The sequence below is a fragment of the Streptomyces sp. genome (genome assembly GCF_035644915.1).
Lineage (GTDB): Bacteria > Actinomycetota > Actinomycetes > Streptomycetales > Streptomycetaceae > Streptomyces.
In genome coordinates this window covers 1-23283 of the sequence record NZ_DASQNP010000116.1, presented here as the reverse complement: position 1 = coordinate 23283, position 23283 = coordinate 1, and the positions used below count along the sequence as shown (strand labels likewise).

At 72.4% G+C, this 23283-nt stretch carries 19 protein-coding genes and 2 tRNA genes; 14 read left to right on the top strand and 7 right to left on the bottom strand.

The genetic code is table 11. From position 1 onward, the window contains the following. The first annotated feature begins 154 nt into the window (after positions 1 to 154). Positions 155 to 2719 (top strand): aminopeptidase N, encoded by a 2565-nt coding sequence (gene pepN, locus VE546_RS13440; RefSeq protein WP_324921988.1) that lies wholly within the window; start codon positions 155 to 157, stop codon positions 2717 to 2719. A gap of 109 nt (positions 2720 to 2828) precedes the next feature. Here pepN (VE546_RS13440) and VE546_RS13435 read toward each other — a convergent pair whose 3' ends face one another. Together VE546_RS13435 and pepN (VE546_RS13430) are read right to left on the bottom strand one after the other, a co-directional pair. Beyond that, complete coding sequence (locus VE546_RS13435) at positions 2829 to 3884, bottom strand: hypothetical protein (protein WP_324921963.1); 1056 nt, start codon at positions 3882 to 3884, stop codon at positions 2829 to 2831. Positions 3885 to 3986: 102 nt separating this feature from the next. Continuing rightward, a complete protein-coding gene (gene pepN, locus VE546_RS13430; RefSeq protein ID WP_324921961.1) occupies positions 3987 to 6590 on the bottom strand; it encodes an aminopeptidase N in 2604 nt (867 codons plus the stop codon). Between the two features lie 275 nt (positions 6591 to 6865). Between pepN (VE546_RS13430) and VE546_RS13425 the strand changes: the two genes are divergently transcribed. Further along, entirely contained in the window at positions 6866 to 7513 is a 648-nt protein-coding gene (locus VE546_RS13425) for a disulfide bond formation protein DsbA (RefSeq protein WP_324921960.1), read from the top strand. 275 nt (positions 7514 to 7788) lie between these two features. Here VE546_RS13425 and VE546_RS13420 read toward each other — a convergent pair whose 3' ends face one another. Then, complete coding sequence (locus VE546_RS13420) at positions 7789 to 9201, bottom strand: amino acid permease (RefSeq protein ID WP_324921958.1); 1413 nt, start codon at positions 9199 to 9201, stop codon at positions 7789 to 7791. A 313-nt stretch (positions 9202 to 9514) separates the two neighbouring features. Here VE546_RS13420 and VE546_RS13415 point away from each other — a divergent pair, with 313 nt between their 5' ends. The 3 genes from VE546_RS13415 to VE546_RS13405 are packed head-to-tail and all read left to right on the top strand — an operon-like array spanning position 9515 to position 11488. Beyond that, complete coding sequence (locus tag VE546_RS13415) at positions 9515 to 10123, top strand: biotin transporter BioY (RefSeq protein WP_324921956.1); 609 nt, start codon at positions 9515 to 9517, stop codon at positions 10121 to 10123. 14 nt (positions 10124 to 10137) lie between these two features. Continuing rightward, entirely contained in the window at positions 10138 to 10626 is a 489-nt protein-coding gene (locus tag VE546_RS13410) for a ribose-5-phosphate isomerase (protein ID WP_324921954.1), read from the top strand. Positions 10627 to 10660: 34 nt separating this feature from the next. After that, positions 10661 to 11488: an Fpg/Nei family DNA glycosylase gene (locus VE546_RS13405; protein WP_324921952.1), complete on the top strand. Its 828-nt coding sequence runs from the start codon at positions 10661 to 10663 to the stop codon at positions 11486 to 11488. Between the two features lie 40 nt (positions 11489 to 11528). Here VE546_RS13405 and VE546_RS13400 read toward each other — a convergent pair whose 3' ends face one another. After that, positions 11529 to 12764: a GNAT family N-acetyltransferase gene (locus tag VE546_RS13400; RefSeq protein ID WP_324921951.1), complete on the bottom strand. Its 1236-nt coding sequence runs from the start codon at positions 12762 to 12764 to the stop codon at positions 11529 to 11531. Between the two features lie 113 nt (positions 12765 to 12877). On the opposite strand from VE546_RS13400, the gene VE546_RS13395 reads away from it, so the two are divergent. Continuing rightward, a complete protein-coding gene (locus tag VE546_RS13395; protein ID WP_324921949.1) occupies positions 12878 to 14053 on the top strand; it encodes a PP2C family protein-serine/threonine phosphatase in 1176 nt (391 codons plus the stop codon). After that, positions 14050 to 14808 carry an endonuclease V gene (locus VE546_RS13390; RefSeq protein ID WP_324921947.1) on the top strand — a complete coding sequence of 253 codons (759 nt, stop codon included), beginning with the start codon at positions 14050 to 14052 and terminating at the stop codon, positions 14806 to 14808. The genes VE546_RS13395 and VE546_RS13390 overlap by 4 nt, the downstream gene beginning before the upstream one ends. A 49-nt stretch (positions 14809 to 14857) precedes the next feature. Here the strand turns inward: VE546_RS13390 and VE546_RS13385 are convergent, their stop codons facing one another. Beyond that, a complete protein-coding gene (locus VE546_RS13385; protein WP_324921946.1) occupies positions 14858 to 16087 on the bottom strand; it encodes an acyltransferase family protein in 1230 nt (409 codons plus the stop codon). A 596-nt stretch (positions 16088 to 16683) separates the two neighbouring features. Here VE546_RS13385 and VE546_RS13380 point away from each other — a divergent pair. After that, complete coding sequence (locus VE546_RS13380; RefSeq protein WP_324921944.1) at positions 16684 to 16878, top strand: hypothetical protein; 195 nt, start codon at positions 16684 to 16686, stop codon at positions 16876 to 16878. Positions 16879 to 16936: 58 nt separating this feature from the next. Here VE546_RS13380 and VE546_RS13375 read toward each other — a convergent pair. Continuing rightward, positions 16937 to 17010 (bottom strand) — tRNA-Gly (locus tag VE546_RS13375). A 118-nt stretch (positions 17011 to 17128) separates the two neighbouring features. On the opposite strand from VE546_RS13375, the gene VE546_RS13370 reads away from it, so the two are divergent. From VE546_RS13370 to clpX, 5 genes are all read left to right on the top strand, one after another. Further along, positions 17129 to 17205 (top strand) — tRNA-Pro (locus VE546_RS13370). A gap of 98 nt (positions 17206 to 17303) precedes the next feature. Continuing rightward, complete coding sequence (gene tig, locus VE546_RS13365) at positions 17304 to 18725, top strand: trigger factor (protein WP_324921942.1); 1422 nt, start codon at positions 17304 to 17306, stop codon at positions 18723 to 18725. Positions 18726 to 18995: 270 nt separating this feature from the next. Further along, positions 18996 to 19598 (top strand): ATP-dependent Clp protease proteolytic subunit, encoded by a 603-nt coding sequence (locus tag VE546_RS13360; RefSeq protein WP_324921986.1) that lies wholly within the window; start codon positions 18996 to 18998, stop codon positions 19596 to 19598. Positions 19599 to 19662: 64 nt separating this feature from the next. After that, the gene (locus tag VE546_RS13355; RefSeq protein ID WP_324921940.1) at positions 19663 to 20349 is read left to right on the top strand and encodes an ATP-dependent Clp protease proteolytic subunit; all 687 of its coding nucleotides are present in this window, start codon (positions 19663 to 19665) and stop codon (positions 20347 to 20349) included. A 189-nt stretch (positions 20350 to 20538) separates the two neighbouring features. Next, entirely contained in the window at positions 20539 to 21828 is a 1290-nt protein-coding gene (gene clpX / locus VE546_RS13350; RefSeq protein WP_324921938.1) for an ATP-dependent Clp protease ATP-binding subunit ClpX, read from the top strand. Positions 21829 to 21918: 90 nt separating this feature from the next. Here clpX and VE546_RS13345 read toward each other — a convergent pair whose 3' ends face one another. Then, entirely contained in the window at positions 21919 to 22872 is a 954-nt protein-coding gene (locus tag VE546_RS13345; protein ID WP_324921936.1) for a hypothetical protein, read from the bottom strand. 132 nt (positions 22873 to 23004) lie between these two features. On the opposite strand from VE546_RS13345, the gene VE546_RS13340 reads away from it, so the two are divergent. Next, a partial coding sequence (locus VE546_RS13340; protein WP_414720477.1) for a class I tRNA ligase family protein occupies positions 23005 to 23283 on the top strand: 279 nt, incomplete at its 3' end.

Here is a 23283-nt window from a genome sequence, read left to right as displayed (position 1 = left end):
GGTTGACGACTGGGGAGCGTCAACCCCGGGTTGACGATGGTCGGCCGGGTTCCGGCCCCGGCGGGGGAGGCGGCCGTGTCGTCCGCACGGGCGCCGCCGTCCGGGGGATGCGAGGATGGCCGGACACACGGACCTGAAGAAGGAGATGACGCAGGTGCCTGGTACGAACCTCACGCGCGAGGAGGCGCGGGAGCGGGCCCGTCTGCTCGAGGTGGACACGTACGAGATCGAGCTGGACCTCTCCGGAGCGCAGGAAGGGGGTACGTTCCGCTCGGTCACCACGGTGCGGTTCGACGCCCGTGAGGCCGGGACCAGCTTCATCGACCTGGTGGCCCCCACCGTGCACGAGGTCGTCCTCAACGGCGTGCCCCTGGACCCCGCCGAGGTCTTCGCCGACTCGCGCATCGCCCTGCCCGGACTCGTCGCCGGCCGCAACGAGCTGCGGGTCGTCGCGGACTGCGCGTACACCAACACCGGCGAGGGCCTGCACCGCTTCGTCGACCCGGTGGACCAGCAGGCGTACCTCTACACGCAGTTCGAGGTGCCCGACGCCCGCCGGGTCTTCGCCAGCTTCGAGCAGCCCGACCTCAAGGCGTCCTTCGCCTTCACCGTCACCGCCCCCGAGGGCTGGACGGTGATCTCCAACTCGCCCACCCCGGAGCCGCGCGAGAACGTCTGGCGCTTCGAGCCGACGCCGCGCATCTCCACCTACGTCACCGCGCTGATCGCCGGCCCGTACCACAGCGTGCACAGCAGTTGGGAGAAGGACGGCCGCAGCGTGCCGCTGGGCATCTACTGCCGCCCGTCACTGGCCGAGCACCTCGACGCGGACGCGATCTTCGAGGTCACCCGGCAGGGCTTCGACTGGTTCCACGAGAAGTTCGACCACCCCTACCCCTTCGCCAAGTACGACCAGCTCTTCGTGCCGGAGTTCAACGCGGGCGCGATGGAGAACGCGGGCGCGGTGACCATCCGCGACCAGTACGTCTTCCGCTCCAAGGTGACGGACGCCGCCTACGAGGTGCGGGCCGAGACGATCCTGCACGAGCTGGCCCACATGTGGTTCGGCGACCTGGTCACCATGGAGTGGTGGAACGACCTGTGGCTGAACGAGTCGTTCGCCACCTACACCTCCATCGCCTGCCAGGCCGCGGCCCCGGGCAGCCGGTGGCCGCACGCGTGGACCACCTTCGCCAACTCCATGAAGACCTGGGCCTACCGCCAGGACCAGCTCCCCTCCACGCACCCGATCATGGCCGAGATCCGGGACCTCGACGACGTCCTGGTCAACTTCGACGGCATCACCTACGCCAAGGGCGCCTCGGTCCTCAAGCAGCTCGTCGCCTACGTCGGCGAGGACGCGTTCTTCCGCGGCGTGCAGACGTACTTCCGGCGCCACGCGTGGGGCAACACCCGGCTGACCGACCTGCTCACCGCGCTGGAGGAGACCTCCGGCCGGGACCTGAAGGCCTGGTCCGCGGCGTGGCTGGAGACCGCCGGCATCAACGTGCTGCGCCCGGAGCTCACCACCGACGACAACGGGGTGATCACCTCCTTCGCGGTGCGCCAGGAGGCCCCGGCCCTGCCCGCCGGCGCCCGGGGCGAGCCCGTCCTGCGCCCGCACCGCATCGCCATCGGCTCCTACGAGCTCGACGGCGGCCGGCTGGTGCGCACCGGCCGCGTCGAGCTGGACGTGGACGGCGAGCGGACCGAGGTGCCCGAGCTGGTCGGCAGCCGGCGCCCGGACGTGATCCTGCTCAACGACGACGACCTGTCGTACGCCAAGGTCCGGCTCGACCCCGAGTCGCTGGCCGCCGTCACCCGGCACCTGGGCGACTTCGCCGAGTCGCTGCCGCGCGCCCTGTGCTGGGCCTCGGCCTGGGACATGACCCGGGACGGGGAGATGGCCACCCGCGAGTACCTGGAGCTGGTGCTCTCCGGCATCGACAAGGAGTCCGACATCGGCGTCGTCCAGTCCCTGCAGCGGCAGGTCAAGGTCGCCCTGGACCTGTACGCCGCCCCGGACTGGCGCGACACCGGCCTGCTGCGCTGGTCCGACGCCGCGCTGGAGCGGCTGCGCCGGGCCGAGCCGGGCAGCGACCACCAGCTCGCCTGGGCGCGGGCACTGGCCGCGACCGCCCGCACCGACGAGCAGCTCGGACTCCTGGCCGGACTGCTGGACGGCAGCGAGAAGATCGAGGGCCTGACCGTGGACACCGAGCTGCGCTGGGCGCTGCTCCAGCGGCTGGCGGCCACCGGACGCGCCGACGAGGCGGCCATCGAGGCCGAGCTGGAGCGCGACCGGACCTCGGCGGGCGAACGGCACGCGGCCACCGCGCGGGCGGCCCGGCCGACCGAGGAGGCCAAGGCGGAGGCGTGGGCGTCGGTCGTGGAGTCCGACAAGCTGCCCAACGCGATGCAGGAGGCGGTCATCGGCGGCTTCGTCCAGACCGACCAGCGCGAGCTGCTCGCCCCGTACGCCGCGAAGTACTTCGAGGTGCTCAAGGACGTGTGGGAGTCGCGCAGCCACGAGATGGCGCAGCAGATCGCGATCGGCCTCTACCCGTCCCTCCAGGTCTCCGAGGAGACCCTGCGGGCCACGGACGCCTGGCTGGAGTCGGCCGGGCCCAGTGCGGCGCTGCGCCGCCTGGTCACCGAGTCCCGCGCGGGCATCGAGCGCGCCCTGAAGGCGCAGGCGGCGGACGCCGCGGCGGCCTGACGCCACCGCCGCCACCACCGCTGCCGCCGTCCCGCTCCGGACCCCGCGCCCGTGCCCCGCGCACGGGCGCGGGGTCCGCCGCCTTCGAAACGCCCCCGCCGGGGGCGGGTCACCGGGGCAGGACCGTCACGTGCACGGCCGGCTCGCGCTCCGGCGCGGTCATCAGGGCGGTGCGGATCACGGCGGCCTGCCGCTCCGGGCGGTCGCGGAGCCCCGCCGGGGTGAGGTGGAGGACCGCGATGCCCAGGCGCCCGAGGGTCTCGCGCTTGCGGACGTACCCCGACCACCCCGACCACACCGCGCCGCCGTCCGCGCCGCCCGCCGCGGCGCCGTCCCCGCCGGGGGCCTCGTGGGGCGCGCGGGTGTCGATCTCCACGGCGACGGCCTGCTCGGGCCAGTAGGCGTCCACGCCGCCGAGGTGGGAGCCGCCGGGCAGCCCCAGATCGACGTTCCAGCAGGGATCGGGCAGCCCGTGGGCGCGGACCAGGCCGTACAGCAGGCCCTCGGCCGCCGCCCGCCCCTCGGCCGACAGGACCTCCACGGCGTCCACGACGTGGGGGCGGTCCAGCAGCCGGGCCCGGGTCAGCTCGCGGACGACGGCCCGGACCTCGCAGTGGCCGTCGCGCACCGCCTCGGTCAGCAGCCGCCGCACGGCCGCGGCGTCGGTGGTGCGGCCGATCGTGTCGGCCAGGGCGCGCGGCACCGGGGCCACGGGCAGGCCGGTGACCTCCTCGGGCCGGGGAAGGGTCCGGGTGCGCACCACCCGGGCCCAGCCGGCCGAGCGCAGCCGGCGGGAGCGGGGGACCAGCACGTCGACGAGGTCGAGGGAGGTGAGCGAGGGGGCCGAGGAGAAGCCGTGCAGGGCGAGCGCGGCCGGCCCGGTGATCACCGCGTCGGGGACACGGCCCGGGACGCGGTCCGAGGCGCGCCCCAGGCCCGCGTACAGCAGTACGGCGTGCAGCCTCTCCTCGCCGGTCGGCGGGCCGGGGTGCAGCAGGTAGACGCCGGGCAGCGGCATCTGCCAGGGGCCGCCCGGCCGGCAGCGCTCGTCGGCGGTGGCGGCCGGGACGCCGTGCTCGCGCAGCGTGCGGGCCGTCACCACCCGGCGCCGTACGTGCGAGAGGTGGCGGACGGGGCGGGGGGAGAGCGGGGTGTCGTGGTTCATGTCCCGGCGATTCCCGTCCCTCCTCCGCCCGCCAACCTCTGTTACACGGTTGTGGGCGAATGCGGACAAGCCCGTCCTAAAGTACGGGTGTTCGAGTGCCGATCAGCGCCCGGCCGCCGCGTCGCACCGCTGGGCCCGCAGCGCCCGGGCCGTGTCGTCGCGGGCCTCCAGCACCAGCCGCCGCAGCGCCGGGGGAGCGTCCCGGTGCGCCTCCAGCCAGGCGTCCGCCAGCTCCAGCACGGTCCGGTCGTCCTGGAGCGCGGGGTACAGGCCGCGGACGATCGCCATGCCGATCTCGATCGACCGTTCGGCCCAGACCCGCTCGATCACCTCGAAGTACCGCCGCGCGTACGGCGCCAGCAGCTCCCGCTGCCCCGGCTGGTCGAAGCCGGAGATGGTCGCCTCCACCAGCGCGTTGGAGAGCCGGTCGGAGTCCACCACGTCCGCCCACGCCCGCGCCTTGACCTCGGGGGACGGCCGCGCGGCCAGGCAGCGCACCTGGTGCCGCTTGCCGGAGGCGGTGTCGTCGCGGGCCAGTTCGGCCGCCAGCCTCGCCTCGTCGGCGACGCCGTGGGCGGCCAGCGGCTCCAGCAGCGTCCAGCGCAGCTCCTGGTCGATCTCCAGCCCGTCGATCCGGCCGGATCCCTCCAGCAGCCTGTCCAGCATCTGCAGGTCGTGCTCGTCGTGCGCGACGCCCGCGAAGAACCGCGCCCAGGCGAGCTGGTGGTCGCTGCCCGGCTCGGCCTGCCGCAGGTGGCGCAGCGCGCCCTGGGCGAGCGCCCGGCCGCTCTCCTCGCGCCGCTCGGGCGCGACGTAGTGCACCAGGGCGGTGCGCGCCCAGGCGTGCAGCATCTGCACCACGCCGATGTCGCTCTCCTGGCCGCCGAAGCGCAGCACCAGGTCGAGGAAGTCGCGCGCGGGCAGCAGCGCGTCACGGGTGAGGTTCCACAGGGCCGACCAGCACAGCGCCCGGGCCAGGGGGTCGGTGACCGAGCCCAGGTGGTCGCGGAGGGTGTCCAGGGACACCTCGTCGAAGCGGACCTTGCAGTACGTGAGGTCCTCGTCGTTGACCAGGATCAGCTCCGGCCGCTCGGCCCCGGCCAGCTCCTCCACCACCGTCCGCGCGCCGGTGACGTCCACCTCGGCGCGGGCGTAGCGCACCAGCGCCCCGTCCGCGCCCTCCCTGCGGTACAGGCCCACCGCCACCCGGTGCGGGCGCAGCACCGGGTGCTCCTCGGGCGCCTCCTGGGTGATGGCCAGCTCGGTGATCCGGCCCGAGGCGCCGTAGGTGGCGTGCGGCGTCAGGGTGTTGACCCCGGGCGTCTGGAGCCAGGCCCCGGCCCACTCGCCCATGTCCCGGCCGGAGGTCTCCTCCAGCACCGCCAGCAGGTCCGCCAGGCGGGTGTTGCCCCACTCGTGGCGCTTGAAGTACCGGCGTGCGCCCTCCAGGAAGGCGTCGCGCCCCACATAGGCGACGAGCTGCTTGAGGACGGAGGCGCCCTTGGCGTAGGTGATGCCGTCGAAGTTGAGCTTGGCGTCCTCCAGGTCCCGGATGTCGGCGGTGATCGGGTGCGTGGAGGGGAGCTGGTCGGCGCGGTAGGCCCACGCCTTGCGGCGGTTGGCGAAGGTGGTCCAGCCGTCGGCGAAGCGGGTGGCCTCCACCATCGAGAAGGTGCCCATGAAGTCCGCGAAGGACTCCTTGAGCCACAGGTCGTCCCACCACTCCATGGTGACCAGGTCGCCGAACCACATGTGGGCCATCTCGTGGAGGATGACGTTGGCCCGGCTCTCGTAGGACGCGTCGGTCACCTTGCCGCGGAAGACGAACTCCTCGCGGAAGGTCACGCACCCCGGGTTCTCCATCGCGCCGAGGTTGTACTCCGGCACGAACGCCTGGTCGTACTTGCCGAACGGGTACGGGTAGTCGAAGTGGTCGTGGAAGAAGTCCAGGCCCTGCTTGGTGACGGTGAAGACGTCCTCGGCGTCGAAGTGGCGGGCCAGCCCCTTGCGGCACAGCGCCCCGAGCGGGATCACCAGCTCGCCGCCGCCGGGCAGGGCGCGCCGGTAGACGTCGGTGACGTGGTGGTACGGGCCGGCGACGACGGTGGTGATGTACGTCGCGATCGGCTTCGTCGTCGCGAACCGCCAGACGGCCGCCCCGTCGCCGACCGGCTCCGGTTCGCCCTCCCGCGCGCCGTTGCTCAGCACCGTCCAGCCGGCGGGGGCGGTGACGGTGAAGGTGAAGGGCGCCTTGAGGTCGGGCTGTTCGAAGTTGGCGAAGACCCGGCGGGCGTCGGCGGGCTCGTACTGGGTGTAGAGGTAGGTCTCCCCGTCCTCCGGGTCGACGAAGTGGTGCATCCCCTCGCCGGTGCGGCTGTACGCGCACCGCGCGTCCACGGTCAGGGTGTTCTCGGCGGCCAGGCCGTCCAGGGCGATGCGCGTGCCGTCGAACACCTTGTCCACGTTGAGCTCGCGGCCGTTGAGGGTCACCGAGGAGACCGAGGGCGCGAGCAGGTCGGCGAAGGTCGAGGCGCCCGGCTCGGCGCAGCGGAAGCGGATCGTGGTGGTGGAGCGGAAGGTGCGGGGGCCGTCCCCGGTGTGGGGCCCGACCGCGGAGCGCAGGTCGAGCGCGACATCGTACCCGTCCACGGTCAGCAGCCGGGCGCGCTCCCGGGCCTCGTCACGGGTCAGGTTCTCACCGGGCACGGCGTGACTCCCTCGTCTCGCATGTCGATCACAGAAGTTCGGGACGCTCAGGATCGCATGCGGCGCCGCACGACCGTGCGGTCGGCCGGTGCGCGGGTCGGCGGACGGGCCGGCGGACAAGCGGCGGGCGGGAATCACCGTGCCCCCGCGCGGTGTTCTCCGTTGCGCGCGCCCGCGGCGGCCCGCGCCCGCACGCCCGCCCGTGCCGGTGCCCGCCGTGGTCGCCGCCGTGCACCGCCCTGTTCCGTCCGAGGACCTGAAGAGGAGACACGTAGATGCCCGAGACGACCGAGAGCGCCACCAGAACCCCGGCCGACTTCTGGTTCGACCCCATCTGCCCGTGGGCCTGGATGACCTCCCGGTGGATGCTGGAGGTGGAGAAGCTCCGCCCGGTCGAGGTGCGCTGGCACGTGATGAGCCTGTCGGTGCTCAACGAGAACCGGCTGGAGGAGCTGCCGCAGAAGTACGTCGACCTGCTGGAGGTCGGCTGGGGCCCGGTGCGCGTGCTGATCGCCGCGGAGCAGAAGCACGGCGCCGAGGTGCTCGGCCCGCTCTACACCGCGATGGGCACCCGCTTCCACAACCAGGGCCGCCCCAAGGACCGCGAGACGATCGTCGACGCCCTGACGGAGGTCGGCCTCCCGGCGGAGCTGGCGGACGCGGCGGACACCGACGCGTACGACGAGCGGCTGCGCGCCTCGCACGAGGAGGGCATCCGCCTGGTCGGCGAGGACGTCGGCACCCCGGTGATCGCCGTGCCGGGCGCGGACGGCAGGCAGGTCGCCTTCTTCGGCCCGGTCGTCACCCCGGCGCCCAAGGGCGAGGCCGCGGCCCGGCTGTGGGACGGCACGCTGCTGGTGGCCTCCACCCCGGGCTTCTACGAGCTGAAGCGGACCCGCACGGAGGGGCCGCGGTTCGACTGAGCCCGGCACCGTACGGGACGGAAGCGGACGGTACGGCCCCGCGCGCCAGGACCGCGCGGGGGCCGTACCCCTTCCCCGCTCCCGGTCCCCGGCGCGGCGCGTGGTGGATGAGAAGACGACCGCGTCCGCGGCGGAAGCCCGCGGCGGGGAGGCGGAACGGTGCGCGGGTCGGCCGGCACCGGACCGTGCCGCCCATTATGCGCGCCGAAGATCACCGGCGGTACGGCGGGCGGAGCGGCGCGTTCCGCCCGCCGTACCGCCGGGCGCGCGCCGGACTACCGGCCGCGCGCCGCCGCCCGCTGCCGCAGCAGGCCGATCACCGACAGGACCAGGGTGAGCCCGGCGGTGAAGGCGAGCTGGGTGCGGGTGGCGTCCTCGCGCAGCATCAGCAGCAGCACCGCGGCCACCCCCGCCAGCGACAGCCAGGTCAGCCCGGGGAACAGCCACATCCGCACCACCAGCTTCTCCGGCGCCTCGCGCTCCAGCCTCCGGCGCGTGCGCAACTGGGAGACCGCGATGAAGCCCCACACCACCAGCACGGCCGCGCCCACCATGTTCAGCAGCCAGGTGAACACGGTGTCGGGCCACCAGAAGCTCAGCAGCACCGCGAAGAACCCGAAGCCCGAGGAGGCGAGCACCGCCCGGCGCGGCACGCCGCCGCGGACCGTGCCCAGGAAGGCGGGGGCCTCGCCGCGGCGGACGAGGGAGTAGGCCATGCGCGAGGCGCCGTAGATGTTGGCGTTCATGGCCGACAGCAGGGCGACCAGCACCACCACGTTCATGACCTCGCCGGCGTACGGGATGCCCAGGTGGTCCAGCACGGCGGCGTACGGGCCGGAGAGCACCGACTCGTCGTTCCAGGGGATCAGCGTGACGATCACCAGCATCGAGCCGATGTAGAAGACCGCGATGCGCCACATCGCCGTGCGCACGGCCTTCGCCACGCCCCGGACCGGGTCCTCCGACTCGGCCGCGGCGATGGTCACCGTCTCCAGGCCGCCGTAGGCGAACAGGGAGGCCAGCAGGCCGGCCACCAGGCCCTCCGCGCCGCCGGGGAAGAAGCCGCCCTCGCCGGTGAGGTGGGTCAGGCCGGGGGAGTCGGTGCCGGGCAGCAGGCCGAGCACGGCCAGCGCGCCCAGGAGGAGGAAGAGCACGATCGCGGTGACCTTCAGGGCGGCGAACCAGAACTCGTACTCGCCGAAGTGCCGCACCGAGATCAGGTTGGTGCCGCAGAAGACCGCCATGAAGACGGCGACCCACAGCCAGTCCGGCGTGCCCGGGAGCCAGTCCGCCATGATCGCCGCGGCGCCCAGCGCCTCCACGGCGATGGCCACGCACAGCAGCGTCCAGAAGATCCATCCGGCGGTGAAGCCGGCCCAGGGCCCGATCGCGCGCTCGGCGTGCACCGAGAAGGAGCCGGAGGCGGGATGGGCGGCCGACAGCTCGCCGAGCATCCGCATCACCAGCATCACCAGCAGCCCGGAGAGCGCGTACGCCAGCACGATCGACGGGCCGGCGGCGGCGATGCCCGCTCCGGAGCCGACGAAGAGGCCGGCGCCGATCACGCCGCCGAGGGCGATCATGGACAGATGGCGCTGCTTGAGGCCATGGGTCAGGGACGAGTGGTCGGTGGCGGCCGGGCTCTCCGGGGGAGAGCCCGGGGTCTTCAGATCGGGCGTACCGGACATGGAAAAGTGCCGTCCAGGGTGTCGGGGACATACGGAACGATCAGTTCCGGACCGAACCAGTGTGGTCGCACCGCCCGCCCGGGGCAATGGGCGGTCTGCCGTGTCCGCCATCCGGACACCCCCGGCCGGACGCCCCGGCGGCCCGCCGTACGCCCCAAAAGCCCGCCCGGGCGCGCGGCACGGGCGGGCGCGGGTGCCGCAACCCCACAGTCGTCCGGCCCGTCCTTTGTCGCCAATCTCACGGCGGCAGCGGGCCCGCCGTCGGTTAGCGTCGAGTCGTCCTGGAAGTTCCGTACGACACCGGAGCCGTGAGATGAGCACCCCTGCCGCGACCACCGCCACCGTCCGTCCGGGCGCCGTCCTCGCCGACGTGCTGCCCGCCTCCACCGCCGCCCGCGCCCGCGTGCGCGACGCGGCGCTGGTCCTCGGCGGCGCCGCACTCACCGGTGTGGCCGCGCAGTTCGCCGTTCCCGTGCCGGGCTCGCCCGTGCCGGTCACCGGCCAGACCTTCGCCGCCCTGCTCGTCGGCGCGGGCCTGGGCGCCCGCCGCGCCTTCGCCTCCCTCGGCCTGTACGCCGCCGCGGGGGTGGCCGGGATGCCGTGGTTCGCCGAGGGCACCTCGGGCGCCGCGATGCCCTCCTTCGGCTACATCCTCGGCATGCTGCTGGCCGCCGTCGTCGTCGGCGCCCTGGCCCGCCGCGGCGGCGACCGCGGCGTGCTGCGCACGGCCGGGACGATGGCCGTGGGCACCGCGGTCATCTACGCGGTCGGCGTCCCCTACCTGGCGCTGGCCACGGGCATGTCGCTCGGCGAGGCCGTCGCCGCCGGCCTGGTGCCCTTCCTGATCGGCGACGCGCTCAAGGCCGCCCTGGCCATGGGAGCCCTTCCCACGGCCTGGAAGCTGATCGGCAAGCGCTCGTGAATAGACTCCGTCCCATGCGCGTGTACCTGGGCTCCGACCATGCCGGCTACGAACTGAAGAACCACCTCGTCCAGTGGCTGAGGGACGCCGGGCACGAGCCCGTCGACTGCGGCCCGCACATCTACGACGCCGCGGACGACTACCCGCCCTTCTGCCTGCGCGCCGCCGAGCGCACGGCCGCCGACGACGGGGCCCTGGGCATCGTGATCGGCGGCTCGGGCAACGGCGAGGCCATCGCGGCCAACAAGGTGAAGGGCGTACGGGCCGCCCTGGTCTGGAGCCGGGAGACGGCGCAACTGGGCCGGGAGCACAACAACGCCAACGTCATCAGCATCGGCGCCCGGATGCACACCACCGAGGAGGCCGTCTCCTTCGTGGAGACCTTCCTCGCCACGCCCTTCACCGGCGAGGAGCGGCACGTCCGCCGCATCGACATGCTCTCGGCGTACGAGCGGACCGGCGAACTGCCGCCCGTCCCCGCCCACCACCCGCAGCAGGACTGACGGGACCGGAGCGACAGGAGACAGGCAGCCGCCCGTGCCCGAAGGCCACACCATCCACCGGCTGGCCGCCGACCTCGACGGGAGGTTCGGCGGCCGGCCCGTGCGGGCGTCCAGCCCGCAGGGCCGGTTCTCCGGCGGCGCCGCCCTCGTCGACGGCCGGACGCTGACCGGCGCCGACGCCCACGGCAAACACCTGTTCCTCGGCTTCGAGGGACCCGCCGGGGGCGACTGGATCCACGTCCACCTCGGCCTGTACGGCACCTTCGCCCACGGCGACGGGCCGCCGCCCGCCCCCGTCGGGCAGATACGGCTGCGGCTGTCCACCGCCGAGGCCCCCCACGCGTACGCCGACCTGCGCGGCCCCAACACCTGCGAGCTGCTCACCGAGCGGCAGAAGCGGGCGGTGAGCGACCGGCTGGGCCCCGACCCGCTGCGCGCCGACGCCGACCCCGAGCGGGCCTGGGCCCGGATCTCCCGCAGCCGCACCACCGTCGCCGCGCTGCTGATGGACCAGAAGGTCGTCGCGGGCGTCGGCAACGTCTACCGCGCCGAGGTCCTCTTCCGGCACCACATCGATCCGTACCGGGCGGGCAGGGACCTCACGCGCGCCGAGTGGGACGCGATCTGGACGGACCTGGTCGGGCTGATGCGCGAGGGCGTCCGGCTGAACCGCATCGACACCGTGCGCCCCGAGCACACCCCCGAGGCCATGGGCCGCCCGCCGCGCGTGGACGACCACGGCGGCGAGGTGTACGTCTACCGCCGCGCCGGGCTGCCCTGCCACGTCTGCGGCGACGAGGTCCGCACCGCCCCGCTCGCCGCCCGCAACCTGTTCTGGTGCCCCACCTGCCAGAAGGGGTGACCCGGGGCGCCGGAGAAGGGGGCCCCGGGGCGGCCGGCCGTCAGAAGCCGTGCGGCAGCCACGGCGCGACGGCGGAGGAGAACGCCGCCGACGCCCCGGCCAGCGCCCCCGCCCGCAGCTCCCGCACCCGCCCGGCGCCCGCCAGCGCCGCCAGGGACACCCCGCCCAGGTAGGCCGCGCCCAACTCCCGCACGCCCAGCGCCAGGTCGGCCGCGTCGTCGGTGCGGGCGCAGGAGGCGCCCCCGGCGTCGCCGGTCAGCCGCCAGCGCCCGGAGTTCCACGGGCAGAAGGCGTCCTCGACCTCCAGCACCACGTCCACCGGCACCGCGTACGTCCGCGCCGCCAGCGCCGCGCCCACGTCCACCGGGCGCAGGTGCAGCGAGTCGCGGACGCGGACCTCGCAGCGCCGGATGTCGGAGACCAGGTGCAGCCACGGGTCGTCCACCGGACGGCCGGACACCTTCAGCGTCGAGGTCAGGTCGATGTCGGACAGGAAGCGCCACAGCGCCGCGTACGCCGCCGGGTCCAGCGCCTCCAGGTCGCGCAGCACGACCGTGCCCCTGGGCCCGGACAGGTCCCACTCCGGCTTGACCGCGTACCGCGCGTACCCGCGCAGCTCGCCGCCGGACTCGGCCAGCACGCAGCGCAGCGGCGACGCGCCGTCCCGCCTGCTCTCCGGGTCCATCACCTGCGTCCGCTCCCACCCCGGGCGCCGCTCCAGCATGCCCGGCCGGGCCGGTACCCGGCGGGCGTACAGCGCCTCGCAGTCCTTGAGCACCGCTTCGGGGTCGGCGTGCCGCAGCCGGACCTCGTCGGTGCCCGGCGGGACCTCCGCCAGGCGCACCCGCGCGGTGTCGATCTCGGCGTACAGGTGGTGGGTGGCCACGCCGTAGCCGAAGCGCCCGTAGATCGCCGGCTCGGAGGCGGTCAGCACCGCCAGCGGCTCCCCGGCCGCCCGCAGGTCGTCCAGTTGACGCCGCATCATGGCGCGCAGGATGCCCCGCCGCCGGTGGGTCGCGGCCACGCTCACCATCGTCACCCCGGCCGCGGGCACGATCGCGCCGCCCGGCACCGACAGGCGGAAGGAGTACGAGCCGGCCGTGCCGACGATCTGCCCGTCGTCCCAGGCGGCGATCGACCGGTCGAATTCGGTCAGGTCGCGCCACAGCGCACTTCTCTCGGGTGCTTCGGGGACTCCTCCGAAGGCGAGTTCGAGATTCCCGTACCAGGCGTCCCAGTCCTCGGGGCGCAGCGTCCGCAGTTCCGTGCTCGTCATGGGCCCATGCCTACCAGGGAGACGGAGCCGGGGCGACTGGATATCGAACACGGTTTCCGGCGCCCGGGACCGGGAATCGACGCACCCCCGAACGGGTGGATAAGGTCCGGGTTATGGCAGGTCGTACGGGCAAGGCACTCCCCGCGTCCCGGTGGTCCCAGGCCCGCAAGGCCGTGCACCGGGTCCGCACGGCCCTGCGCCGGTCCGCCGTCGACTACTTCCGCGGCGACGGCTCCGACTGGATCGCCTTCGCCGCCCTGGCGATCACCGTCCCCGCCCTCACCTACGCCACGATCGCCAGACCCCTGTGGTTCGCGCCCGAGAGCCTGGTGCTGCCGATCATCGCGGGCGGGCTGCTGCTGCGCCCCGCCAACCTGCTGATCCTCTACGCCGCCGCGGCCGTCGCGCTGATAGTGGAGGCCACGGTGCTCGGCCCCTACGCCGCGGGGCCCGGCCGGGTCACTCCCGGCACCATCCTGGTGGTCGCCGCGGTCGGGCTCTCCGGGCTGCTGGTGGCCCAGTTCCGCAGCCGGGTCGGCGTGCCCTGGCGGCGCGGCGGCACCATGCTCTTCGACCTGCGCGAGCGCATCCGCGTCCAGAGCAAGCTGCCGAAGCTCCCCGCGGGCTGGCACCGCGAGATGGCCCTGCGCCCGGCGGGCGGCCAGTACTTCTCCGGCGACTTCGTCGTCGCCGCCCTCACCGGGCCCGACCGCCGCACCCTGGAGGTGGTCCTCACCGACGTCTCCGGCAAGGGCATGGACGCGGGCTCCCGCGCGCTGCTGCTGTCCGGCGCCTTCGGCGGGCTGCTGGGCTCGCTGCCCCCGCACGCCTTCCTCCCGGCCGCCAACGCCTACCTGCTGCGCCAGGAGTGGCAGGAGGGCTTCGCCACCTCCGTCCACCTCGTGCTGGACCTCGACAGCGGCGACTACGAGCTGTTCTCCGCGGGCCACGTCCCCGCCCTCCAGCTCCACGCGGGCAGCGGCCGCTGGGAGGAGAAGGCCGGGGAGGGGCCCCTGCTGGGCGTCTACGACGGCGCCCAGTTCGACGCGGTCAAGGGCAGCCTGCACTCCGGCGACGTCCTGATGCTCTTCACGGACGGCCTGGTCGAGACGGCCGAGCGCGAGCTGTCCGAGGGCATCGACCGGCTGACGGGCGAGGCCGACCGCTACGTCGTCACCGGCTTCCAGGGGGCCGCCTGGCACCTGATCGAGGCCGTCGCCCGCGACGTCAACGACGACCGGGCCCTGCTGCTCATCCGCCGCGACCAGGGCCGGGAGCGCGAGCCGTGACCACCGGGGCGACGCACTCCGCGGGCACCCCGCGGGCCGGGTGCTGGCCCGCCACCGAGGCCGAGGCGGTGGCCGAGCAGGAACGGATCCGCGCGGCCGCGGACCCGGCGGGCCCGGGGCCCGCGCCGGGCGAGGTGCGCAGGATCGCCGGGGTCGACGTGACCTACGACGAGGACGGCGACCTGCTGGTCGCCGCCGCCGTGGTGCTGGACGCCACGACGCTGGAGGTGGTGGAGGAGGCCGTCCACACCGACCGCAGCCGCTTCCCGTACGTGCCCGGGCTGCTCGCCTTCCGCGAACTGCCCCCGGTGCTGGCGGCGCTGGAGAAGCTGCGCACCCCGCCCGAGCTGCTGGTCTGCGACGGCTACGGCCTCGCCCACCCCCGGCGGGCCGGGCTGGCGGTGCACCTGGGCGTGCTGACCGGGCTGCCCTGCTTCGGGGTGGCCAAGTCGCCCTTCGTCTTCACCCACACCGAGCCGGGGCCGCTGCGCGGGGACTCCTCGCCGCTGCTGGACGAGGGGTGCGCCCCGCCGGAGGTGGTGGGCCGCGCGCTGCGCACCCGGCCGGGGGTCAAACCGGTGTTCGTCTCGGCCGGCCACGGGATCTGCCTGGACCACGCCTGCGCCCACACGCTGCGCCTCACCCCGCGCTACCGGCTGCCGGAGACGACGCGCGGCGCCGACGGGCTCAGCCGCAGGGTCCTGAGGGAGATCAAGGAGGGGCTGCGGGAGCCGTACGGCGCCGCGGAGGGGTAGTCGCGGGCGGGGGCCCGGCCGGCGGTCCGGCCGGGCCGGCGGGGTCCGGTCAGCGGGAGGCGGGGACCTGTGCCCGGGCGCCGGCGTCCTCGGCGCCCGCCGTGGCGCCACCGCCCGGCGCGGCGGGCCGTCCGGCGCGCTCGCGGGCGAGCTCGGCGGCGTCCCGCTGGAAGGCCCATGCCATCCGGGGCTCCATCAGGGGACGGAACACCCGCCGCACCGGAGCGGTGCACAGCACCGTCCCCACGGCCGCGGCGGCGACCGTCACCGCGACCGTGCCCGGCGGCGTGGCGAGCCACGGGAAGGCCTCGTACCACCCTCCGGCGCGCGCGCCCTGGATGAGGAAGCCGTGCAGCAGGTAGCCGTACAGCGTCCCGGCGCCCAGCGCGGTGAACCACATGCGGCGCCGGGGGACCAGGGCGAAGAAGCAGGCGGTCAGCACCAGCGAGCAGGCGAACAGCGCGAAGGTCATCAGGACGCCCACCCACCACGGCACGCCCAGCTCCTGGGCGCTCTCGCGGTGGTAGAACCACACCAGGTTCATCCGCGGCGCCGACCAGTACGCGAACACCAGCGCGGCCACCAGGACCGGCACGGCCAGCAGCCGCGCCCCGCGCCGCCGCACGGCCTCGAAGTGCTCGGGCCGCAGGCAGAGCCCGAGGACGAAGAACGGGAGGAACTGCAGCACCCGCTGGAAGTCCAGGTCCCTGCCGATCTCGGGGGAGACGGAGGCGAGGACGGCGATGCCCAGGGCCAGCGGCAGGGGCCACCGCACGGCCTTCCACAGCGGGGTCGTCAGCCGCCACACGAACAGCGCCGCCAGGAACCAGGTCAGGTACCAGGGGTCGAGCAGGCTGACGGGGAAGCCCGGATCGTCGTCGATGACCCGCTTGAACAGGCTGTACGCGGTCTCGAAGATCACGTACGGCACGGCCACGCCGGTCACCAGCCGCCGCAGCCGGTCCGGGCGCATGTCGAAGCTGCGGGAGAAGTAGCCGGAGACGACGATGAAGGCCGGCATGTGGAAGGCGTAGACGAAGTTGTACGCCGCCTGTACGGCCCGGGAGTCGGAGAGCATCAGCCCCCAGGCGTGCCCCACGACCACCAGCACGATCGCCAGGTACTTGGCGTTGTCGAAGAAGGCGTCCCGCTGTCTGGCGCCCCCGGGTCTGCCGCCCGGTCCGGCCGGGGAGGTCTGCGGGACGGACCGGGCCGGGCTCTCGGTCTTGTCCGGCCGGACCGGGGGAAGCGGGGATCGCTCATAGCCAGCGTGGAACATCTGCCGCACCTTAGTGGGGATCCGTCCATGGGTAAATTCGCGATGATCCGGGTACCCCCGGGGGCTGAATTATTCCCGGTCCGCGGCGGAGGGCGGAGCCGCCGGACGCTCCGCATAACCGCATGTCCATTAAAGGATCTTTGACCCGTAAATAATGTCCCTTATGGGTGTGATGTCCCTCAAGGGGGTGTTGTTTTTCTTTCGGGTTGTTTCCTGCGTGATTCGTGTCACCGCATCGGTGAATTAACTGCGGCGGGATATCCGCAGCGGTTCCGGCGGGGGATGCCGTTGCATGCTGCACCGACCAGGTCGAATTCCCCTTCGGTGCAAGTTCTGTGCACCTTCGGCGCAACGTCGGCACGACTTGGGCACAGTGGCCGCCCACCACCCGCGGGCGGGTGCGGCGGCGCCCGGCGCCGCGGTCCGCCCCCGCCCGCGTCCCGGTCCGGCGGACACGCCCGGCGGCGCCGATCCGTCAGTGAACCCCAATGGCGCAGCAGTTGGTGGCACGATGGTGCCCTGCGGGAACGCGGCGGAGGGTTCCCGGGGCCGGCGCGGCCGGTGCAGAGGCGTTGCGACCGAGGGTGTGATCAGTTGTGGCCATTTCACTGTCAGTGGTGCTGCTCTTGGCGATCATCATGGTCGTGCTCATCCGCGGGGGCTCCCTGAAGGCGGGGCCCGCGCTCGTCGCGGTCCTCTTCGGCTTCTTCCTCGCCTCCACCGGCATGGCCCCGTCGATAAACCGCTTCCTCAACTCGCTCGCCGAGTCGATCAACCAGATCAGCTTCTGAGCGGGCGCACGACACGGCGAACGGCCCGGCTCCCGAAGGAGCCGGGCCGTTCGCCGTGTGGAGCGGGCGACGGGAATCGAACCCGCGTAGCCAGTTTGGAAGACTGGGGCTCTACCATTGAGCTACGCCCGCAGCGCCACCGCCGGGCACGCACAGGCAGATGATAACCGCCTGATCATGACACCGCATGGTCGTGACGGCGTGCGGCACGCTCTGCATCGTACGGCATGTACTCTACGTGTCGCACGGACGGGGTGTGGCGCAGCTTGGTAGCGCGTCCGCTTTGGGAGCGGAAGGTCGTCGGTTCGAATCCGGCCACCCCGACCACGTACTATGAAAGACGCGCCTGCCTGCGTCGTGTCTGCGTACGGGGCGCCTCGAAGAAGTCAAGAAGTTCCCAGCAGTCAGCCCCAAGGAGACCGACCGTGAAGAGCGCCGTGGAGACCCTGAACCCCACCCGGGTTCGGCTCACTGTCGAGGTGCCCTTCGAGGAGCTCAAGCCCAGCCTCGACGCGGCGTACAAGAAGATCAACCAGCAGGTCACGGTGCCCGGCTTCCGCAAGGGCAAGGTTCCCGCCCGGGTGATCGACCAGCGGTTCGGCCGGGGAGCGGTCCTGGAGGAGGCGGTCAACGACGCGCTGCCGAAGCTCTACCAGGAGGCCGTCAACGAGGGTGAGCTGAGCCCGCTGGGTCAGCCCGAGGTCGACATCACCGAGCTCAAGGACAACGAGCTCCTCGCCTTCACCGCCGAGGTGGACGTCCGTCCCGCCATCGAGATCCCGGACTACTCCGGCATCGAGGTCACCGTCGACGCCGTCGAGGTCACCGACGAGGACGTGGAGAAGGCGGTCCAGCAGCTCCGCGAGCGCTTCGCCTCCACCACCGTCGTCGAGCGGCCCGCCGCCGAGGGCGACGTCGTCAAGATCGACCTGGAGGCCCGGGTCGACGGCGAGGTCCTGGAGGACGGCGTCGCCAAGGGCGTCGACTACGTCATCGGCTCCGGCGAGCTGCTGGACGGCATCGACGAGGCCGTCACCGGCCTGGAGGCCGGCGGCTCGGCGACCTTCACCTCCGAGCTCAAGGGCGGCTCCGCCGCGGGCCGCGAGGCCGAGGTGAAGGTGGACGTCACCTCCGTCTCCGCCCGTGAACTCCCCGAGCTGGACGACGACTTCGCGCAGCTTGCCAGCCAGTTCGACACCCTTGAGGAGCTGCGGGCCGACACCCGCAAGCGCCTGGAGCGGATGAAGAAGTACGACCAGGCCACCCAGGCCCAGGAGAAGGTGCTCGACGAGCTGATCTCCCTGGTCGAGGTTCCGATCCCCGAGAAGCTCCTCCAGGACGAGATCAACACCCGCAAGCACAACCTGGTCAACCACCAGCTCCCGCAGATGGGCCTGGACCTCGCCGCCTACCTGCGGATGCAGGACAAGTCCGAGGAGGAGTTCGACGCCGAGCTCAAGCAGCAGGCGGAGAAGGGCATCCGGACCCAGTTCATCCTGGACGAGCTGGTCAGCAAGGAGAAGCTCAACGTCAACCAGGAGGAGCTGACCGAGCACCTGGTGCGCCGCGCCCAGTCCTCCGGGATGAGCCCCGACCAGTTCGCCCAGGCCGTCGTCGAGAGCGGCCAGGTGCCGATGCTCGTCGGCGAGGTCGCCCGCGGCAAGGCCCTCGCGCTCGTCGTCGAGGCCGCCAAGGTGACCGACACCAACGGCGAGACCGTCACCCTGGAGGACGAGGAGGACGAGTCCGAGGGCGGCGAGGCCGCCGAGGCGTCGGCCGAGTCCGGTGAGGCCGCCGAGACCGCCGAGAAGTCCGCCGAGCAGGGCGAGGAGAAGGCCGAGGGCTGAGCCCGGAGGCCGAGCCGGAGGGGGCGTCCCGCCCGGCACACCCGACACGACGGGCCCGTACGCGACACCGCGTGCGGGCCCGTTCGCGTACGGCGGAACACACCGACGCCACCTGCGGGAACGCTCCCTGCGCTCACAGCGAACAGTTCTCGGACCGGGATGGCGCAATCGGACCCGCGCGTTAGGGTCCAAGTACACGAAAGACTCAGAGACGGCCCTGTGAGAGACGAGCCGTCCGTTACACGAGCAGGTGGACACGTGAAGCTTCCGATGCCCTACGCCGCCACCGAGCCGACCATCGGTGGCCTCGGCGACCAGGTGTACAACCGACTGCTCAACGAGCGGATCATCTTCCTCGGCCAGCCGGTCGACGACGAGATCGCCAACCGCATCACTGCTCAGCTGCTCCTCCTGGCCGCTGACCCGGACAAGGACATCTACCTCTACATCAACAGTCCGGGCGGTTCGATCACGGCCGGCATGGCGATCTACGACACCATGCAGTACATCAAGAACGACGTGGTGACCATCGCGATGGGCCTGGCCGCCTCCATGGGCCAGTTCCTGCTCAGCGCGGGCACCCCGGGCAAGCGCTTCGCGCTGCCGAACGCCGAGATCCTCATCCACCAGCCCTCCGCGGGCCTGGCGGGTTCGGCCTCCGACATCAAGATCCACGCCGAGCAGCTCCTGCGCACCAAGAAGAAGATGGCGCGCCTGTCCGCGCTGCACACCGGCCAGACCGAGGAGCAGTGGAACCGCGACGCCGACCGCGACCGCTGGTTCACCGCCCAGGAGGCCAAGGAGTACGGCCTGATCGACGAGGTCTACGGCTCCGCCTCGCAGCTTCCGGGCGGTGGCGGTACGGGCGCGTGAGCCCGGACGTTCCGCAGCCCGACGACCGCAGCCAGCTCACCTCACCAGGACGGTGCACAGCCCCATGAACAGTCAGCACACCTTCCCCGGCGCCGGGCTCTACGAGCGGCTCGAGGCCCGCTACGACGGGCCGGCGCCCGAGGCCCGGTACGTCGTTCCGCGCTTCGTGGAGCGCACCTCGCAGGGCGTGCGCGAGTACGACCCGTACGCGAAGCTCTTCGAGGAGCGCGTGATCTTCCTCGGCGTGCAGATCGACGACGCCTCGGCCAACGACGTCATGGCGCAGCTGCTGTGCCTGGAGTCGATGGATCCCGACCGGGACATCTCGATCTACATCAACTCGCCTGGTGGTTCCTTCACGGCTCTGACGGCCATCTACGACACGATGCAGTTCGTCAAGCCGGACATCCAGACGGTCTGCATGGGTCAGGCGGCCTCGGCCGCGGCCGTGCTGCTCGCCGCCGGCACGCCCGGCAAGCGGATGGCGCTGCCCAACGCCCGGGTGCTGATCCACCAGCCGTACACCGAGACCGGCCGCGGCCAGGTCTCCGACCTGGAGATCGCGGCCAACGAGGTGCAGCGGATGCGGTCGCAGCTCGAGGAGATGCTCGCCAAGCACTCCAGCAAGCCGATCGAGCAGATCAGCCAGGACATCGAGCGGGACAAGATCCTCACTGCCGAGGAGTCGCTGGAGTACGGGCTGATCGACCAGATCATCTCGACCCGCAAGACCTCGGTCGGGCTCGGATAACCCCGCCGGCTCCGCCGGATTCCCCGAACATTTCCGCCCCCCTCGGGTCGAGTCGGTCCGAGGGGGGCCCACTCAGGGGGTCGGGCAAGGTACCGTCATAGGGGGTCCGGGGGCCGCCCCCGCCAAGGCCCAGAGCAAGCACCCGGGTTCGTGGAACTCGACGGATCCCAGGCGAAGGAGAAGCACCTCGTGGCACGCATCGGTGACGGCGGCGATCTGCTCAAGTGCTCGTTCTGCGGCAAGAGCCAGAAGCAGGTGAAGAAGCTCATCGCGGGGCCGGGCGTGTACATCTGCGACGAGTGCATCGACCTCTGCAACGAGATCATCGAGGAGGAACTCGCCGACACCTCCGAGATGCGCTGGGACGAGCTGCCCAAGCCGCGGGAGATCTACGAGTTCCTCGACGGGTACGTCGTCGGCCAGGAGGCCGCGAAGAAGGCCCTCTCCGTCGCCGTCTACAACCACTACAAGCGGGTGCAGGCGGGTGAGAACGGCGGTCCGCAGGGCCGTGACGACGGCATCGAGCTGGCCAAGTCCAACATCCTGCTGCTGGGCCCCACGGGCTCCGGCAAGACGCTGCTGGCGCAGACCCTCGCCCGGATGCTGAACGTCCCCTTCGCCATCGCCGACGCCACCGCCCTGACCGAGGCCGGGTACGTGGGCGAGGACGTCGAGAACATCCTGCTGAAGCTGATCCAGGCCGCCGACTACGACGTCAAGAAGGCCGAGACCGGGATCATCTACATCGACGAGATCGACAAGGTCGCCCGCAAGAGCGAGAACCCCTCCATCACCCGGGACGTCTCCGGCGAGGGCGTGCAGCAGGCCCTGCTGAAGATCCTGGAGGGCACCACGGCCTCCGTGCCGCCGCAGGGCGGCCGCAAGCACCCGCACCAGGAGTTCATCCAGATCGACACCACGAACGTGCTGTTCATCGTGGGCGGCGCCTTCGCCGGTCTGGAGAAGATCATCGAGGCCAGGGCGGGCGCCAAGGGCATCGGCTTCGGCGCCACGATCCGCTCCAAGCGCGAGATCGAGGCGAGCAACCAGTTCGAGGACGTCATGCCCGAGGACCTGGTCAAGTTCGGCATGATCCCGGAGTTCATCGGCCGCCTGCCGGTCATCACCTCCGTCCACAACCTCGACCGCGAGGCCCTGCTGAAGATCCTGGTCGAGCCGCGCAACGCGCTGGTCAAGCAGTACCAGCGGCTCTTCGAGCTCGACGGGGTGGAACTGGACTTCGACCGCCCGGCGCTGGAGGCCATCGCCGACCAGGCGATCCTGCGCGGCACGGGCGCGCGCGGCCTGCGCGCGATCATGGAGGAGGTCCTCCAGTCGGTGATGTACGAGGTGCCCTCCCGCAAGGACGTGGCCCGCGTGGTGATCACCGCGGACGTCGTCCACTCCAACGTCAACCCCACCCTGGTCCCCCGCTCCCGCGGCGACCAGGGCCAGGGCCCGCGCGAGAAGAGCGCCTGAGCGCCCGGCGCCACGTACGTCACATGCGGCGGGGGCCGCCCGGATCACTCCGGGCGGCCCCCGCCGCGTGGTGCGTCCTGCGTGTGGCGGTCACTTGATCTCGACGCGCACGTCGTTGCGGAGCTTCGCCGCGGCTGCGGCGGTGTCGTCGATCGACGGGCTCTTGCCGGTCATGAGTCCGGCCATGTCGTTCAGCGTCGAGTAGACGACGGTGCTGTGATCCCCCCAGATGCAGAACGGCATGGTGATGGCCTTGCCGCCGAGCTCGGAGGTGCCCTCGCCGGTGAGCTTGAGCTCCTGGCACTTCATGACGGCGTTCTCCAGCCCCTCGGGGGAGACCGTCCGCGGGTCGCCGACCAGCTCGGCCGTACCGCCTTCCCCGTCGCCGTCCAGGCTGGGGTCCTCCTTGGCCTCCTTCGCCATCTTCGCGAACATGGCGTCGACGACCGCCTCGGGATCCTTGACCTCGCCCCAGACACCACTGAAGTTCAGCAGCTTCTGGGAGGCGGGGTTGTCCCCGGAGGTGTAGCCGGCGGAGACGGCCTCCGGGTTCTCGACCCCGTAGCTCTCCAGGTCCTTGATGTCCTCGGAGTCCATCTCGTCCTTCTCGTTCGGGGACTTCTTGTACTCCCCGCCGAGTACCGTCTCGGGCGCGACGAGCTTGTACCGCTTGCCGTCGTCGGCGATGTCGCTGCCGCTGCCGCTGTCGGAGAAGACGAAGTAGCCGCCCACCGCCAGGCCGGCGACCGCCAGCACGGCCGCCAGGGCGCCGATGGCCTTGCCCTTGCCGCCGCCGCCCTGCGGGGGCGGGGGGACGTAGGCGCCCGGCTGCTGCGGGGCGCCGTAGGGGCCGGGCTGCGGCGGGTAGCCCTGCTGCTGGGGGAAGCCGGGCTGCTGCGGGTACCCGGGCTGCTGGGGGTAGCCGTAACCCGGCTGCCCCTGCTGCTGGCCGTACGGCGGCTGCTGGGGCGCGGCGTAGGGCCCCGGCTGCTGGGGTGGCTGGCCGTACGGGCCGGGCTGCGGCGGCGGCTGGTTGTAGCTCATCGTGAAGCTCCCCCTCTGTTGGGCATGTTCATGAATACGCCGCCCCATCCTTGCGGACCGCGGCGCTTCCCGAGGAGCCAGGCCCCCAAACCGATTCGAGACTGCGACATTGGCGCCCGTACACTGGCCGTCGTGACCGAGAACACTCAGCAGAGCCCGACCCCCGTCGGGGCGGAGCCGTCGAACAGCGCCCACGCCAACCTGCCGACCCAGTACGTCCCGGCCGAGGTAGAGGGGAAGCTGTACGAGCGCTGGGTAGAGCGCGGTTACTTCGAGGCGGACGCCAAGAGCGACAAGCCGCCGTACACGATCGTCATCCCGCCGCCCAACGTCACCGGCAGCCTGCACCTGGGCCACGCCTTCGAGCACACGCTGATCGACGCCCTCACCCGCCGCAAGCGGATGCAGGGC